16 protein-coding genes and 1 tRNA gene are annotated in these 13,339 nt (G+C 68.2%); 9 read left to right on the top strand and 8 right to left on the bottom strand.

Features of this window, described 5'->3' with window-relative positions; genetic code table 11:
- Window positions 1-7: 7 nt before the first annotated feature.
- The 5 genes from KTC28_RS03570 to KTC28_RS03555 all read right to left on the bottom strand — a co-directional run bounded on the left by KTC28_RS03570 (window position 8) and on the right by KTC28_RS03555 (window position 3,374).
- Window positions 8-643, bottom strand: a complete 636-nt coding sequence (locus KTC28_RS03570; RefSeq protein ID WP_255602238.1) for an ATPase — start codon at window positions 641-643, stop codon at window positions 8-10.
- Entirely contained in the window at window positions 627-824 is a 198-nt protein-coding gene (locus tag KTC28_RS22675) for a hypothetical protein (RefSeq protein ID WP_226896165.1), read from the bottom strand. The genes KTC28_RS03570 and KTC28_RS22675 overlap by 17 nt, the downstream gene beginning before the upstream one ends.
- Window positions 825-916: 92 nt before the next feature.
- The gene (locus KTC28_RS03565) at window positions 917-1,204 is read right to left on the bottom strand and encodes a DUF2497 domain-containing protein (protein ID WP_216709757.1); all 288 of its coding nucleotides are present in this window, start codon (window positions 1,202-1,204) and stop codon (window positions 917-919) included.
- Window positions 1,201-2,718 (bottom strand): TolC family outer membrane protein, encoded by a 1,518-nt coding sequence (locus tag KTC28_RS03560; protein WP_216709756.1) that lies wholly within the window; start codon window positions 2,716-2,718, stop codon window positions 1,201-1,203. Before KTC28_RS03560 ends, KTC28_RS03565 begins: the two co-directional genes overlap by 4 nt.
- A gap of 23 nt (window positions 2,719-2,741) precedes the next feature.
- Complete coding sequence (locus KTC28_RS03555; protein WP_216709755.1) at window positions 2,742-3,374, bottom strand: protein-L-isoaspartate O-methyltransferase family protein; 633 nt, start codon at window positions 3,372-3,374, stop codon at window positions 2,742-2,744.
- Window positions 3,375-3,520: 146 nt separating this feature from the next.
- On the opposite strand from KTC28_RS03555, the gene KTC28_RS03550 reads away from it, so the two are divergent.
- From KTC28_RS03550 to KTC28_RS03530, 5 genes are all read left to right on the top strand, one after another.
- A tRNA-Cys gene (locus KTC28_RS03550) sits at window positions 3,521-3,594 on the top strand.
- A 21-nt stretch (window positions 3,595-3,615) separates the two neighbouring features.
- Window positions 3,616-4,404, top strand: a complete 789-nt coding sequence (locus KTC28_RS03545; RefSeq protein ID WP_216709754.1) for a DUF2334 domain-containing protein — start codon at window positions 3,616-3,618, stop codon at window positions 4,402-4,404.
- A 125-nt stretch (window positions 4,405-4,529) separates the two neighbouring features.
- Complete coding sequence (locus KTC28_RS03540; protein ID WP_255602237.1) at window positions 4,530-5,444, top strand: hypothetical protein; 915 nt, start codon at window positions 4,530-4,532, stop codon at window positions 5,442-5,444.
- Window positions 5,441-5,968, top strand: coding sequence for a DUF2141 domain-containing protein (locus KTC28_RS03535; protein WP_216709753.1), 528 nt, complete (start codon window positions 5,441-5,443; stop codon window positions 5,966-5,968). The genes KTC28_RS03540 and KTC28_RS03535 overlap by 4 nt, the downstream gene beginning before the upstream one ends.
- A complete protein-coding gene (locus KTC28_RS03530) occupies window positions 5,965-7,137 on the top strand; it encodes a glycosyltransferase (RefSeq protein ID WP_216709752.1) in 1,173 nt (390 codons plus the stop codon). The genes KTC28_RS03535 and KTC28_RS03530 overlap by 4 nt, the downstream gene beginning before the upstream one ends.
- Window positions 7,138-7,140: 3 nt before the next feature.
- On the opposite strand, the gene KTC28_RS03525 is transcribed toward KTC28_RS03530, so the two are convergent.
- Complete coding sequence (locus KTC28_RS03525; protein WP_216709751.1) at window positions 7,141-7,473, bottom strand: hypothetical protein; 333 nt, start codon at window positions 7,471-7,473, stop codon at window positions 7,141-7,143.
- Here KTC28_RS03525 and dgcA point away from each other — a divergent pair.
- The 3 genes from dgcA to KTC28_RS03510 all read left to right on the top strand — a co-directional run bounded on the left by dgcA (window position 7,472) and on the right by KTC28_RS03510 (window position 11,336).
- Entirely contained in the window at window positions 7,472-8,467 is a 996-nt protein-coding gene (gene dgcA, locus KTC28_RS03520; RefSeq protein ID WP_216709750.1) for an N-acetyl-D-Glu racemase DgcA, read from the top strand. The genes KTC28_RS03525 and dgcA overlap by 2 nt on opposite strands.
- Window positions 8,468-8,537: 70 nt before the next feature.
- On the top strand, window positions 8,538-8,942 hold the full coding sequence (locus KTC28_RS03515) for a host attachment family protein (protein ID WP_255602236.1): 405 nt from the start codon (window positions 8,538-8,540) through the stop codon (window positions 8,940-8,942).
- Between the two features lie 300 nt (window positions 8,943-9,242).
- On the top strand, window positions 9,243-11,336 hold the full coding sequence (locus tag KTC28_RS03510; protein ID WP_216709821.1) for an acetate--CoA ligase family protein: 2,094 nt from the start codon (window positions 9,243-9,245) through the stop codon (window positions 11,334-11,336).
- Window positions 11,337-11,391: 55 nt separating this feature from the next.
- On the opposite strand, the gene KTC28_RS03505 is transcribed toward KTC28_RS03510, so the two are convergent.
- Together KTC28_RS03505 and infC are read right to left on the bottom strand one after the other, a co-directional pair.
- Window positions 11,392-12,084, bottom strand: coding sequence for a class I SAM-dependent methyltransferase (locus KTC28_RS03505; protein ID WP_219776103.1), 693 nt, complete (start codon window positions 12,082-12,084; stop codon window positions 11,392-11,394).
- Complete coding sequence (gene infC / locus KTC28_RS03500; RefSeq protein WP_216709747.1) at window positions 12,081-12,617, bottom strand: translation initiation factor IF-3; 537 nt, start codon at window positions 12,615-12,617, stop codon at window positions 12,081-12,083. The genes KTC28_RS03505 and infC overlap by 4 nt, the downstream gene beginning before the upstream one ends.
- Before the next feature lie 176 nt (window positions 12,618-12,793).
- Here infC and hslV point away from each other — a divergent pair, with 176 nt between their 5' ends.
- Window positions 12,794-13,339 (top strand): ATP-dependent protease subunit HslV, encoded by a 546-nt coding sequence (gene hslV, locus KTC28_RS03495; protein WP_216709746.1) that lies wholly within the window; start codon window positions 12,794-12,796, stop codon window positions 13,337-13,339.

The following is a 13,339-nucleotide window of genomic DNA, read 5'->3' as shown; positions in this document are numbered from 1 at the left end:
TTGCGGATCAGCGCAGCGGCGGCAAGCCTTCGAGCCCGGCGGCGCTAAGTTCGATGCGCAGCGCGGCTACCGGGCGACGGTGCCAGACGATCGCCGCATCACTGGTCTTGGTCGCCATCAGTTCGGGCTCGCCCGCTGAATTGTCGAAGATAATCAGCTGGTCGACGTGCCGCGCGAACCACGCCAGCTGTTCAAACGATCGCGTCCGGCGCGCGCGGATCTTGTCCTCGGGAACGTCGTGCCCGCCGGTCTGGACGCGAACGCGGACGCGCTCGATCTGGAGGTCGACGCGGCTGAGCAGCACGTAGATCATCCGAACATCGAAACCATTGTCCTGTGCCCGGGCGACGAGCGCGCGGTACTTGGGCGAGGACAGGACAGTTTCGACGCCGATCGTCTGGTAGACGTCGATCGACGTTTCGAGCCACGCCTCGATGCGCTGGACCGCGGCAAGGTTGGCGGCGGTCAGCGCCATCGACTCGCCCTGGGCGATGCTCACCGTCAGCAGGTCGGGATTGATGATCCAGACCGCGCCACTCCACCCGGCGATGTCGGATTTGTTATAAAGCGAGCTCTTGCCGCTGCCGTTCGGCCCCGCGACGAGCCACAGGATTGGCCGATCGGTGCTATTCGGCGGCGTCACGCGCCCGCTTGCGCTGTTCGGCGCGGATCGTGCGGACGTTGGAACGGAAAGCCGACAGGATATCTTCGGCAAGCGTCGGGCTATTTGACTGGATGACCTTCTTGCGGACGACCGTGCCATCGGCGAGCCGGTAGGTTCGCGTTGGCAGTCGCGTCGGTTTGATCTCCGCCTTGGTCGCCATCGCTGTCTCCTTGCACCTGATATAGCAGGTCGCCGTTACGCTTCCAACGCGGGGCCGCCGTTTCGGCTCAATCGGTACGCTGCGAACAGAAGCTAGTCGGTCCGCCCGGTCAGCCGCCGGATTTCCTCGTGCGTCACGCGTTCGACGATCTCGGGGAGGTGGGTGTCGAGCCACGTCTGCAGCATCGGCCCGACCATCGAGCGGACGACGTCGTCGAGTGACGCACTAATATCGGCGACCGACGGGACCGGCGGCAACGCGGGCGGGCGGGCCGCCGCGGACTGAGCCGGGACGACGGGGGGGCCATCGTCGGCGAGGCTCGCGCGGATCGACGCCATGATGTCGTCGATCGACTGCGGCAGCTCGGCCTCGGGGCTCACCGAGGCGGCCCGATCGCGACCGACTTCGACGCGGCCACAGGGTCGGGCAGCGGCAGCGGCGCGGGGTTGTCGTCGATGTCGTAATCGCCCCACTTATGGCGGACGCGCTTCGCATTCGCGGTCGAGTCGTAATGTTCGCCCGGTACCGCGAGCGGGTCGGCCTCGGCCTCTCCGACCGCAGCGAGCAGCGTGTAGCCAGCGACATATTCGTCCCGGCGCGCGGCGGCGAGATTGACCCGGGCGACGACGAGTTCCTGCTCGGCGTTGAGGACTTCGAGGACGGTGCGCGTGCCGACCTGATTTTCCTGTGTCACACCCTCGAGCGCGAGCTGGTTCGCCTTGACCGAGCTTTCCGACGCGGTGATCACCGCGCGCGCGGTCGCGACCGAGACGAAGGCGTTGCTTGCGGTCTCGACCGCCTGGCGCCCGATAAAGCCGATCTGCTCCATATACTGGCTCCGCACCGACTGTGCCGCGCGGATCTGCGAGCCGTTGAGTCCCGCCTGGTACAGCGGCACCGTCAGCGTCAGCCCGGCGGTCTGCTGGAAAGCGTGGAAGTTGCCGCTGACCACCGACGAGCCGCCGGTCGAGCCGGTCCCCGTCGATCCCGAGCCGGTCGACCCGGTGCCGGTCGATCCGGTCCCCGTCGTCGTAAAGCCCGCCGTGCCCGACTGGGTGTAGGTATAGTTGACCCCGCCCCCGGCATCGAGGGTCGGCAGTCGCTGGCGTTCGATCGTGCTGACGTCGTAGCGCGCCGCCGCCTCGTCGAAGCGGGCCGCGACGAGCGACGGGTTGTTGGCGTTGGCGAGGTCGGTTGCCTGGCCGACGGTGCCGGGCAGGAGCGGCAGCGGCGGCAACGGCGCGAGGTCGACCGGCGGGCGGCCGACGACGCGGACATACGCGTTGTTCGCGGTGTTGAGCTGGCCGCGCGCGACGACGAGGTTCGACTGTGCGTTTGCCAGCCGCGCGTCCGACTGCGCGACGTCGGTCCGCGTCAGGTCGCCGACCTCGAAGCGGTCGCGGCTCGCCTGGAGTTCGCGCTGGAGGACCTTGACCTGATTCTCGTTCAATTCGACCACCTGCGCATAGCGCAGCACGTCGGCGTAAGCGGTGACGACCGCGAGCAGGACATTGTCCTCGACCGCGCGAAGCCGGGCGCGCGCGGCAAGAATGCGGTTCTCGGCGGCGCTCGTCGCGCTCCGGGTCCGGCCGCCGCGGTACAGCGACTGGTTGAGGCTGAGCGCGCCGTTGTAATAACGCCCGCCGTCGCTGGTGAAATTATCGCCGCTCTGCTGCGCGACACCGCTCGCGCTGACGGTCGGACGGCCGCTGGCGAGCGCCTGCGGGACGCCTTCGTCGGCCTGGCGGACGATCGCGCGCTGGACGGTGAGCTGCGGGTTGGTCTCGTACGCCGCCGCAAGCGCATCGGGCAGCGTATCGGCGGCGGCGGCCCCTGCGAAGCCCGTGGCTCCAACCGCGGCAGCGACCACGGCCAGCACCGTCAAACGCGTCATTCCGGCCATTCCCCCAAGCGCTCTTAAAATATGAATTTCGGCGCGCGGCCAAAGCCCGGCAACGCAACGGCGCCGGTGTCGAAGAAGCCGGTGCCGGCAAAATGCCCCCCGGCGACACGCCCCACCGTCGCGCGGCCGACCCCGTCGTCACCGATGATCACCGCCGCGAGCCGCCCGTCGTCGGCGCTCTGCGCGAGCAATGCGGACGGGAGCACCGCCGCCGCGCCGTCGATGAAGATGAGGTCGTACGGCGCGCGCGCCGCCCAGCCGTCGGCGAGCGGCCCGGTCACGACATCGACGCCGTTCGCCTGCGCCGCCGCCACCAGGCCCGAGTTCTCCTCGACCGCGGTGACGTGGCGGCTGAGATGGCGGATGATGGCGGCGGCGTAGCCAGTCCCCGCGCCGACGATGAGCACCCGGTCGCTCGGCATGATCCGCGCGTGCGTCAGCAGCAGACCGGTAACGAGCGGCTCGAGCAACCAGCGCCCCGGCGCGATCTCGATCGCGGTGTCGGCGTAGGCGAGCCCGGTGCGGGCGGGGGGAACGAAGCGTTCGCGCGGCACGGCGCGGATCGCCGCGAGCACGACCGGATCGTTGACCCCGGTCGGGCGCAACTGGCTTTCGACCATTGCCTCGCGCATTGTCTCGAACATCATCCCGCTTACGCCGCTCCGTATCGCTTCGGTGAGTTATAGGGGTAATACAGTTGCGACGCAACACCGCGACCGGCCCTTGGTGCGATGCGTCTAGCGGGCGCGGTTGCAGTCGCCAAGCGATATGGCTACACCCCGCGGCCAGCGCCGGCCCGATGGCGGAGTGGTGACGTAACGGACTGCAAATCCGTGCACCCGGGTTCGATTCCCGGTCGGGCCTCCATATATGCGCTGCATGGGTATCATGACCGAACGGTTGCTGCTCGCTTCGATCCACGACGTCGGCCCGAAGTTCGAGCGCGAGGTCGATGTGCTTGCCGCCCGGCTCGAGCGGCTGCTTGGCGGGCCGCGCTTCGCGATGCTCGTCGTGCCCGATCATTGGGGTGAGGCCCCGTTGAGCGCATCCCCGGCCTATGCCCGGCGGCTGCGCGACTGGGCCGATGCCGGGGTCGAGATGTTCGTTCACGGCTGGTGCCACCGCGACGCCGCTCCGGCGGGGTTTGCTGCGCGCCACATGACGGCGGGCGAGGGCGAATTCGCCGCGCTCGACCGCGCCGAAGCGCTGAAGCGGATGACGCGCGCACGCGCAGTGGTCGAGGACGCCACCGGCCGGCCGGCGGCGGGGTTCATCGCTCCCGCTTGGCTATACAGTGATGGCACCCGCGCCGCGCTCGCCGATGCCGGGTTCGCGCTTGCCGAGGATCACTTCCGCGTCTGGAACCCCGACAACGGCGCTGCGCTGACCCGCGGTCCCGTCATCACCTGGGCGTCGCGGTCACGCTGGCGGCGGCTAAGCTCGCGCTTCGTCGCGGGCGCGGCGCGAACCGCGCTTGGCGGGCAGCGCGTGATCCGCGTCGCGGTTCATCCGGGCGACACGCGCGAGCCGTCGATTCTAAACAGCATCGACGCGACTATCGGCCGTTTTGCGCGGTCGCATCGGCCGGGACGCTACGCCGAGCTTGCGGGGCATGGTAACGATTTGGCAACATCGCTGGCCACGCCCCCCTCCCTTGCCACGCCAAGGTCACAATGACATTGCACAGCGGACACGACAGGGGCAGTTTAAACGGCTTTGAGGACACAGACGCGGTGCACGACCTTGGTCGACTCAGCCCGGCGGGGGCAACTCCGGCGGGTTCGGCAAGCGCCGCTGCGCAGATGAGCGCGACCACGGCCGAGCCGCGCACGCTCGGCCAGTCGATCCTCCGCTGGGTCGGCCCGCTGGTATCGCTGGCGATCGTCGGCGTCGCCCTCAATACATTTCGCGGGACCGACTTCCACCGCATCTGGGCGCTGGTGCCGTCGTCGCCGCTGTTCTGGCTGGTCTTCGTCGCTGCATATCTCGCGCAGCCGACGGTCGATTTCATCATCTTCCGCCGCCTGTGGGGCATCCCGCCCGCGGGCTTCCCGGCGCTGGTTCGCAAGTTCATCTCGAACGAGGTGCTGCTCGGCTATTCGGGCGAGATCTATTTTTACACCTGGGCGCGGCGTCGCGCGACGCTCGACGGCGACTCTGCCGGGGCGATCCGGACCGGGGCGCCGTTCGGTGCGATCAAGGACGTCGCGATCCTGTCGGCGCTGATCGGCAACGCGGTCACGCTGGTGATGTTCAGCTTTGCTTATTCGACGCTCGAAAAGCTCAACATGGGGCTTAGCGGCAAGACGCTGTTCACCTCGATCGCGGTGCTGCTGGTGTCGTCGCTCGTCGTCATGCTGCTGCGCGGGCGGGTGTTCAGCCTACCACGCCGCGACCTGATCTTCGTCGGCACGATGCAGTTGATCCGCGTCCTCGGGTCGGCGACGCTGCTCGCGGTGATGTGGAGCCTCGTCCTGCCGACGGTGCCGTTCATCTACTGGATGATGCTGACGACGTTGCGGCTGTTGATCTCGCGGCTGCCGCTGGTGCCGAACAAGGACGTGGTCTTTGCCGGGGTCGCGGTGTTGATCGTCGGCACTGCGTCGGGCATCGCCCCGTTGATGGCGATGATGGCCGGGCTGCTGATCATCGTTCATGTCGCGGTCGGCGGCGTGCTTGTCGCGTCCGACCTGCTGGGGCTGGAGAAGCCGGCATGATCGCCCTGCTCGCCGCCGCCATCCTCGCCGCGACCCCTGCCGCCGATACCGCGCCGGTGCCCGATTACGGCATCGCCGAAGGCATGTGCCACGCGCATGAAAAGGGTCCGGCGCTGCTCGTCACCGCCGCCGGGCTGAAGGACCGCACCGGCAAGCTGCGGCTCGAACTCTATGCGCCGAACGACACCGAATTTCTCGCCGACGACCGCGATCTCGTTCGCGACGGCAAAGTCTTCCGCCGCACGACCATCGACGTCCCCGCCGCCGGGCCGGTCGAGCTGTGCGTCCGCGCGCCGCACAGCGGGACATGGTCGGTCGCGTTGATCCACGACCGCGCGGGCGCGAAGAAGTTCAAGCTGTCGTCCGACGGCATCGGCTTCGGCGGCAACCCGCACCTCGGCCTGTCGAAGCCGCACGCCGACGTGTCCGAGGTCGAGGTCGGGCAGGGGGTGACGCGCGCCTCGATCCGGCTCAATTATCGCCATGGGCTGCTTTCGTTCGGCCCGCTCGAGGACGCCAAGTGAAGATCGTCGATGTCTGCGCCTTCTACACGCCCACCGGCGGCGGCGTTCGGACGTATATCGACCGCAAGCTCGCGGCCGGGCCCGCCGCCGGGCACGACGTCACGATCATCGCGCCGGGCGCGACCAACGGCGTCGAGCAGCGCGGACCAGGCGCGAAGATCGTCTGGCTCCAGGGGCCGCTGTTCCCGATCGACCGCAACTATCGCTATTTCGCCGACGAGGTCGCGCTGCACGCCGCGATCACCGCCGAAGCTCCCGACATTCTCGAGGCGTCGTCGCCGTGGCGGAGCGCATCGATGGTCGCGCGCTGGCCGGGTTCGGCACCGCGATCATTGTTCATGCATGCCGACCCGCTCGCGGCCTTCGCCTACCGCTGGTTCGAAGGGCTGGCGTCGCCGGCGGTCGTCGACAAAGGTTTCGACTGGTACTGGCGGCACCTGCTGCGCCTCGACCAGCATTTCGACATGGTCGTCAGCGCGTGCGACAGCCTGACCGACCGCCTCGCCGCGGGTGGCCTGCGTCGCGTCGTGACCAATCCGATGGGGATCGACCCCGACGTGTTTTCGGCGGGGCTGCGCGACGAGGCGCTGCGCCGCCGCCTGCTTCATCAATGCGAGCTCGGACCCGATGCGACGCTTCTGCTCGGCGTCGGACGGCACGCGCCCGAGAAGCGCTGGCGGATGATCGTCGAGGCAGTGATGTCGGCTGCGTACCACCGTCCGATCGGGCTCGTTATCGTCGGCTCGGGGCGCGATTCGGGCAAGATTCGCCGGACGATCGGCGGCAACCCGCACATTCATCTCGCCGACCGGACGTCGGACCGCGCCGAAATGGCGCGCTTCATGGCGAGCGCCGACGCGCTGATCCACGGCTCCGAATCCGAAACCTTCTGCCTCGTCGCCGCCGAGGCGCGCGCGTCGGGCCTCCACCTGATCACGCCGGATCGCGGTGCCGCCGCCGACCATGCGCGCCAGTCGGGCGGGACGATCTTCGCCTCGGGTGACGCCACGAGCGCGGCCGACGCGATCGGGCGCTTCGTCGATGCCCGCGCGGCGGGAACGCTGCTGGTCCCCCCGACAACTCCGGTCAGGACGATGGACGACCATTTCGCCGCGCTGTTCGCCAGCTTCGAGGCGCTGCGCCAGCCGAAGCTCAAGCGCGCCGCTTAAGGGTTACGGGTTCGCCGTCAGATGGTCGGCGATCTCGTCGAAAAAGCGCTCGAGGTTGTGGATGACGTTGAGCTTGAACTCGTAATTCACCTCGGACGATGACGATTCGATGATCTTCGATTCGTCGACCTTGGCGGTGTAGATCGTCGCCAGCTCGCGGACATACGCCGGGGTCAGGTCGATCTGGCCGAGCTCGTCGAGGATGCGCAGCTGGACGACCATCAGCTGGCGGGTAAGGATTTCGAGCGCGGTGATCCGGGCGACGGTCGCGACGGGATCGAGCTGGACTTCGCTGTCGTCTTCCATGCCGTCCGGTTTAGCGGCAAGGGAGGCCATGTCCAATCGCAGCCTCTCTGCCCGCATCGAACGCTATCCGGTCCGCGGGGCCTTCGTCATCGCGCGCGGGGCGAAGACCTTCGTCGATGTCGTCGTCGCCGAGATCGACGATGGCGAGCACATCGGGCGCGGCGAGGGGACCGCGATCTACTACCGTGGCGAGAGCGCCGACTCGGTCCTCGCGCAGGTCGCGGGCGCGGCACCGCTGATCGCGTCGGGGGCGACCCGCGCCGACCTGCTCACCGCGATGCCGCCCGGCGCGGCACGAAACGCGGTCGACGCCGCGTTATGGGACATCGAGGCCAAGGCCAGCGGCGCGCTGGTGTGGCAAACGATCGGTCTGCCGAAACCCCGGCCGCTGCTCACCGCCTATACGATCAGCCTCGGCGAGCCGGGCGCGATGGAGGCCGCTGCGCGCGCCGCCGGGCACCGCGAATTGCTCAAGATCAAGCTGTCGGGCGCGGACGGTGCCTCCGGGGATCTCGCGCGTGTCGCCGCTGTGCGGCGCGGTGCGCCCGATGCTCGCCTGATCGTCGACGCTAACGAAGCGTGGGAAACGCTCGATATCGAAGCGATCGCGCATCAAATGGCCGACCTCCGCGTCGAATTGATCGAACAACCCGTTCCCGCCGGGTCCGATCACCTGCTCGACAAGGTCCGGTCACCGGTGCCGTTGTGCGCCGACGAAAGCGTCCACGACCGCGCCAGCCTCGACGCCGTCGTCGGCCGCTACCGCTTCATCAACATCAAGCTCGACAAGGCGGGCGGGCTGACCGAGGCACTGGCTTTGGTCCACGCCGCCAAGGCGCGCGGCATCGGTGTGATGACCGGGTGCATGTTGTCGACCTCGCTCGGCATCGCCCCGGCGTTTTTCGTGGCGATGCAGGGGATGTACGCCGACCTCGACGGCCCGCTCCTGATCGAGGATCGCGCTTCCGGGATGCGCTTCGACGCCTCCGACGTCTGGCCGCCCGAGCCGAGCCTTTGGGGGTAAGTCCGAACGGATTCGGCCCCAATCGCGGTCGCCGATGGTTCAATCGGTTGTAGCTTTCAAAGGAAACATAATGCTTCTCGCTCATGGTACGATCGTCGCTGTCGCCGACGGGGAAAAACTGACGCTGTTCCGTAACGGCGGCAGCGATAGCGCGCCGAAGCTGACCGCGATCGGGACGCCCGGCGTCGGCGAGGACAATATCGCTTCGGGCGGACGTCATCACAGCAGTTCGGCAAACCCCGACGATGCCCAGCTGGTCGAGGACGGCCACGCCGGGGCGGTTGCCAGCCTGCTCAACAAGATGGCGCTCGAAGGCGAGATCGACGCGCTCGTCGTCGTCGCGCCGCCGAAGACGCTCGGTGAACTCCGCAAGCATTGGCACAAGGTCACCGAGGGCAAGATCGCGGGCGAAGTCGCCAAGGAAATGACCGGGGCGTCGATCACCGACATCACCGCGATGCTCGAAAAGGCGTAATCGGTACGCGGTGGCGGAGGTGGGCAACACGCGCTCCCCTCCGCCGACTCCGGGTGACCCGGCCGGCGATCTGCGCACCTGCTCTTGGTCCGCGATGCCAGTGCTCCCCGCTGCCTCATCCCGGGCGGAAGATATCGTCCCCCTGCCGAAAATCGTGCAGCGCCGGCCGCTCCGCCGCCGTCGAGCCGTGAGACTCGGGTGGTTGTGCGACACAGGGCTTGCGCAGCGACGACTAGTTTATGTTATGTGCATAAACAAATAGAGTGATGGGGAGCGCCGGTGGATCAGCAGCACGACGACATGCAGGCTCCGCTCGCGCTCGACCGGCTCCTTCGACCGCGGTCGGTGGTCATCGTCGGCGCGTCCGACAAGCCGGGATCGCTCGGGGCGTTGGTCCTCGCCAATCTCGAGCGGCAGGGCTTTGCCGGGCCGATCCACCTCGTCAATCCGAAGCGCAGCGAGATCGGTGGGCGGCCTTGCGTTGCCAGCGTCGACGACCTGCCACCGGGGATCGACGCCGCCGTCCTCGCGATCCCGCGCGCCGGCGTACTCGACGTCATCCGCGGGCTCGCCGCCCGCAGCGTCGGTGCGGCGGTCGTGTTCTCGGCGGGCTTTGCCGAGGACGGACCGCAGGGGCTCGCCGACCAGGAGGAAATCGGCCGCATCGCGCGTGACGCGGGCATGGTCGTCGAGGGACCGAATTGCCTCGGCCTCGTCAACTTCGTCGCCCGCGTCTCGTTGACCTTCATCACCATGCCCGAGGCGCGCGCAGTGGGTCCGCGCCGGGTCGGGATCGTGTCGCAGTCGGGCGCGATGGCGGCGGTCCTCGCGACGACGTTCATCGCGCGTGACGTGCCGCTGTCCGCATACATCTCGACCGGCAACGAGGCCGCCAGTGGCGTCGAGGATTATCTCGCACACCTCGTTGCATCGCCCGAGACGGCGGTGATCGCGATGGTCGTCGAGCATTTTCGCCGCCCCGCTGCCTTCCTCGCCGCCGCCCGCGCCGCGAGGGCAGCGGGCAAGACGATCGTCCTCCTCCACCCCGGCAGCAGCGACGCGGGCGCGGCGAGTGCCGCCACCCATACCGGGGCGATGGCGGGCAGCTATGCGGTGATGAAGGTCCATGCCGAGGCGGCGGGGGTGATCGTCGTCGCGTCGCTCGAGGAGCTTGGCGACGTCACCGAGATCGCAGTGCGCTTTGCCAATCTGCCGCGCGGCGGTGTCGGGATCGTCGCTGAATCGGGGGCGTTGAAGGCGATGCTGCTCGACCTGTCCGAAGCGGTCGCGCTCGACCTGCCGCCGCTCGGCGACGCCGACAGCCCCGCATTGCGCGCGGCACTGCCCGCGTTCGTACCCGTCTCGAACCCAACCGACATCACCGCGCAGGGTTTGATCGACCCCGGCCTGTACGGGCGCACGATCGCCGCGCTGCTCGGCGACGACCGCATCGACACCGTCCTCGTGACCTTGATCCAGACCGAACCCGGGACGTCGGGGATCAAGTTCGCTGCGGTCGCCGAAGCGCTCGATGCTGGCGGCATGACAAAGCCCGTCATCGTCGCGGGCGTCGACGAAGGCGGGGAGGTCGCGCCATCCGATATCGCGCGGCTGCGTGGGCTCGGGGTCGTGTATTTGCCGACGCCCGAGCGCGCGGTCCGAGCGCTCGCGCGGATCGGCGGCTGCGCGGCGACGGTCGTGCAAGCCGTTGGCGGTGGCGAAGGCCTTGCCGGCCTGCCGCCCGCCGGATCGATCGTCCCCGAATATCGCGCCAAGGAACTGCTCAGCCCCTACGGAATCGATGTTCCCGGGTTCGAGCTGACCCAGACGGTTGCGGCGGCGGTCGCGGCCGCCGACCGGCTCGGCTATCCCGTCGTCCTCAAGGCGCAGGCCGCCGCGTTGCCGCACAAGAGCGATGCCGGTGGCGTCATCATCGGCCTCGCCGATGCGGCGGCGGTCGCGGCGGGATGGGAGCGGCTCCACGCCAACCTCGCCGCGTCGCGCCCCGGGCTCGACCTCGACGGCGTCCTCGTCGAGGCGATGGCGGCGAAGGGTGTCGAGCTGATCGTCGGCGCGCGTCGCGATCCTGCATGGGGACCGACGCTGCTGGTCGGCTTCGGCGGCGTCGCGGCCGAACTGCTCCACGACGTCGTGCTGCTGCCGCCGGGATTGTCGCGCGCCGAGATCGTCGCCGCGATCCGCACGCTACGCCTCGCGCCGCTCCTCGACGGTTTTCGCGGCGCGCCGGCCTGCGACATCGACGCGGTCGCCGCGATCATCGAAGCGCTCGGCCGTGTCGTCGGCGCAACCCCGGGCATCACCGAGGTCGATCTCAACCCGGTTGTCGCCTACCCCTACGGCGCGCTCGTCCTCGATGCGCTGATCTCGACCTGAAGCTAGGACTCCGCCAGAGCGCCTGGCCAAGCCGGGACGGTCCCAGCCCGTTGCGCTAGCGGCAGGGGACGATCGTCTTCGGCGCGGCGCGCGGGACGAAGACCGCGAGGTAGATCCCATCCTCGATCGCGTGGGTCGATTCGCGGGCAAAACCCATTGCGCCGAGTTCGCATTCGAGCAGCGCGGGCGGCGTACCATGATCGCCCGTCGTCCGGTCGGCATCGACGATCGCGACGCGCCCGCCGGGCTTGAGACTCGCGCGGACCCGCCACAGCAACGCGAACGGCTGGGTGATCTCGTGGTACATATGGACCATCAGGACGACGTCGGTGCTGCTCCGTGCGAGCCCGACATTGTCGGCGCGGCCCATCGTCGTCGTGACATTATGGAGCGGCTTGACCCGACGCGCGAGCTTGGCCACGGTCGCGTCGTCGATGTCCTCGGCGATGACACGCCCCGATGGGCCCACCGCGCGCGACAGATGCGGTTCGTAATAGCCCTCGCCCGCGCCGACGTCGGCAACGGTCATGCCCTTCAGGTCGCCAAGCACCGCGATAACCTTCTCGGCCTCGCCGAGGTGCTCGCGCTCGTCTTCGGTCGACCAGCGCGGCGAGACGATCGGCGCGACTGGGCGTGACAGTGCCGGGAAGCTCGGCTCGGGCGAATGCGAGCCGAGCGGGCCGCTGACCACCGCCGTCGTCGCGGCGGCAATGACAAGCAGCCCGAGCACGATCGGCAACGGCTTCACCGCGGGGCGATGACCATCAGCATCTGCCGGCCTTCCATCTTCGGCAACTGCTCGACCTTGGCATAGTCGACCGCGTCGTCGCGGACGCGCTCGAGCAGGCGCAGGCCGAGTTCACCGTGGCTCAACTCGCGGCCACGGAAGCGCAGCGTCAGCTTGACCTTGTCGCCTTCCTCGATGAAGCGCTGGACCGCCTTCATCTTGGTATCATAGTCGTGATCGTCGATGTTCGGACGCATCTTGATCTCCTTGATCTCCTGCGTCTTCTGGTTCTTGCGGGCAGCAGCGGCCTTCTTCTGCGCCTCGTACTTGAACTTGCCGACATCGAGGATCTTGCACACCGGCGGGTCGGCACCCGGCGAAACCTCGACGAGGTTCAAGCCGACTTCGTGCGCGGTGGCGATCGCTTCCTTGGTGTAGAGAACACCGAGATTTTCGCCGTCCTGGTCGATCACGCGGACCTTGGGAACGGTGATGAATTCATCGTAGCGCGGGCCGTTCATCGGCACCGGGGCATTCTGCGGACGGCGGGTCATGGGGGGTGGTATGGCGTGGTCTCCTGAGGTGATTCTTGGCGTTTACTTGATGTAACGCTTTTCGAGCGATTCCGAAAGGCGGGGGGCCGCTTAATAACGCGGCCCTTTCCGCCGCCTCCGGCCTTCCTACATTGGGGATAACCACACCCCATTTGTTTGAAAGTAACTCCCCTCACATGGCAGAATTTCCCGACTGGCACGGCACGACGATCGTGTCGGTGCGTAAGAACGGCCGCGTCGTCATCGCCGGCGACGGCCAGGTCACCGCCGGGCAGACGGTGATGAAGTCGAACGCGAAGAAGGTCCGGCGGCTCGGCAAGGACGGCGCCGTCATCGGCGGGTTCGCCGGCGCGACCGCCGACGCCTTCACTTTGTTCGAACGCCTCGAGGCGAAACTCGACCGCTTCCCCGGGCAGCTGACCCGCGCCGCGGTCGAGCTCGCCAAGGACTGGCGGACCGATCGCTACCTGCGGCGGCTCGAGGCGATGATGATCGTCGCCGACAAGGACGTGACGCTGATCCTGACCGGGACGGGCGATGTCCTCGAACCCGAATTCGGTGTCGCGGCGATTGGATCGGGGGGCAATTACGCGCTCGCCGCCGCGCGGGCGCTCGCCGACACCGAGCTCGATGCGGAGGCGATAGCCCGCAAGGCGATGAAGATCGCCGCCGAGGTCTGCGTCTACACCAACGACAATGTCACTTTGGAATCAATCGGATGA

It is taken from the genome of Polymorphobacter megasporae (assembly GCF_018982885.2).
In the GTDB taxonomy this organism is placed as follows: Bacteria; Pseudomonadota; Alphaproteobacteria; order Sphingomonadales; family Sphingomonadaceae; genus Polymorphobacter_B; species Polymorphobacter_B megasporae.
This window is presented reverse-complemented; position numbering and strand designations above follow the sequence as displayed.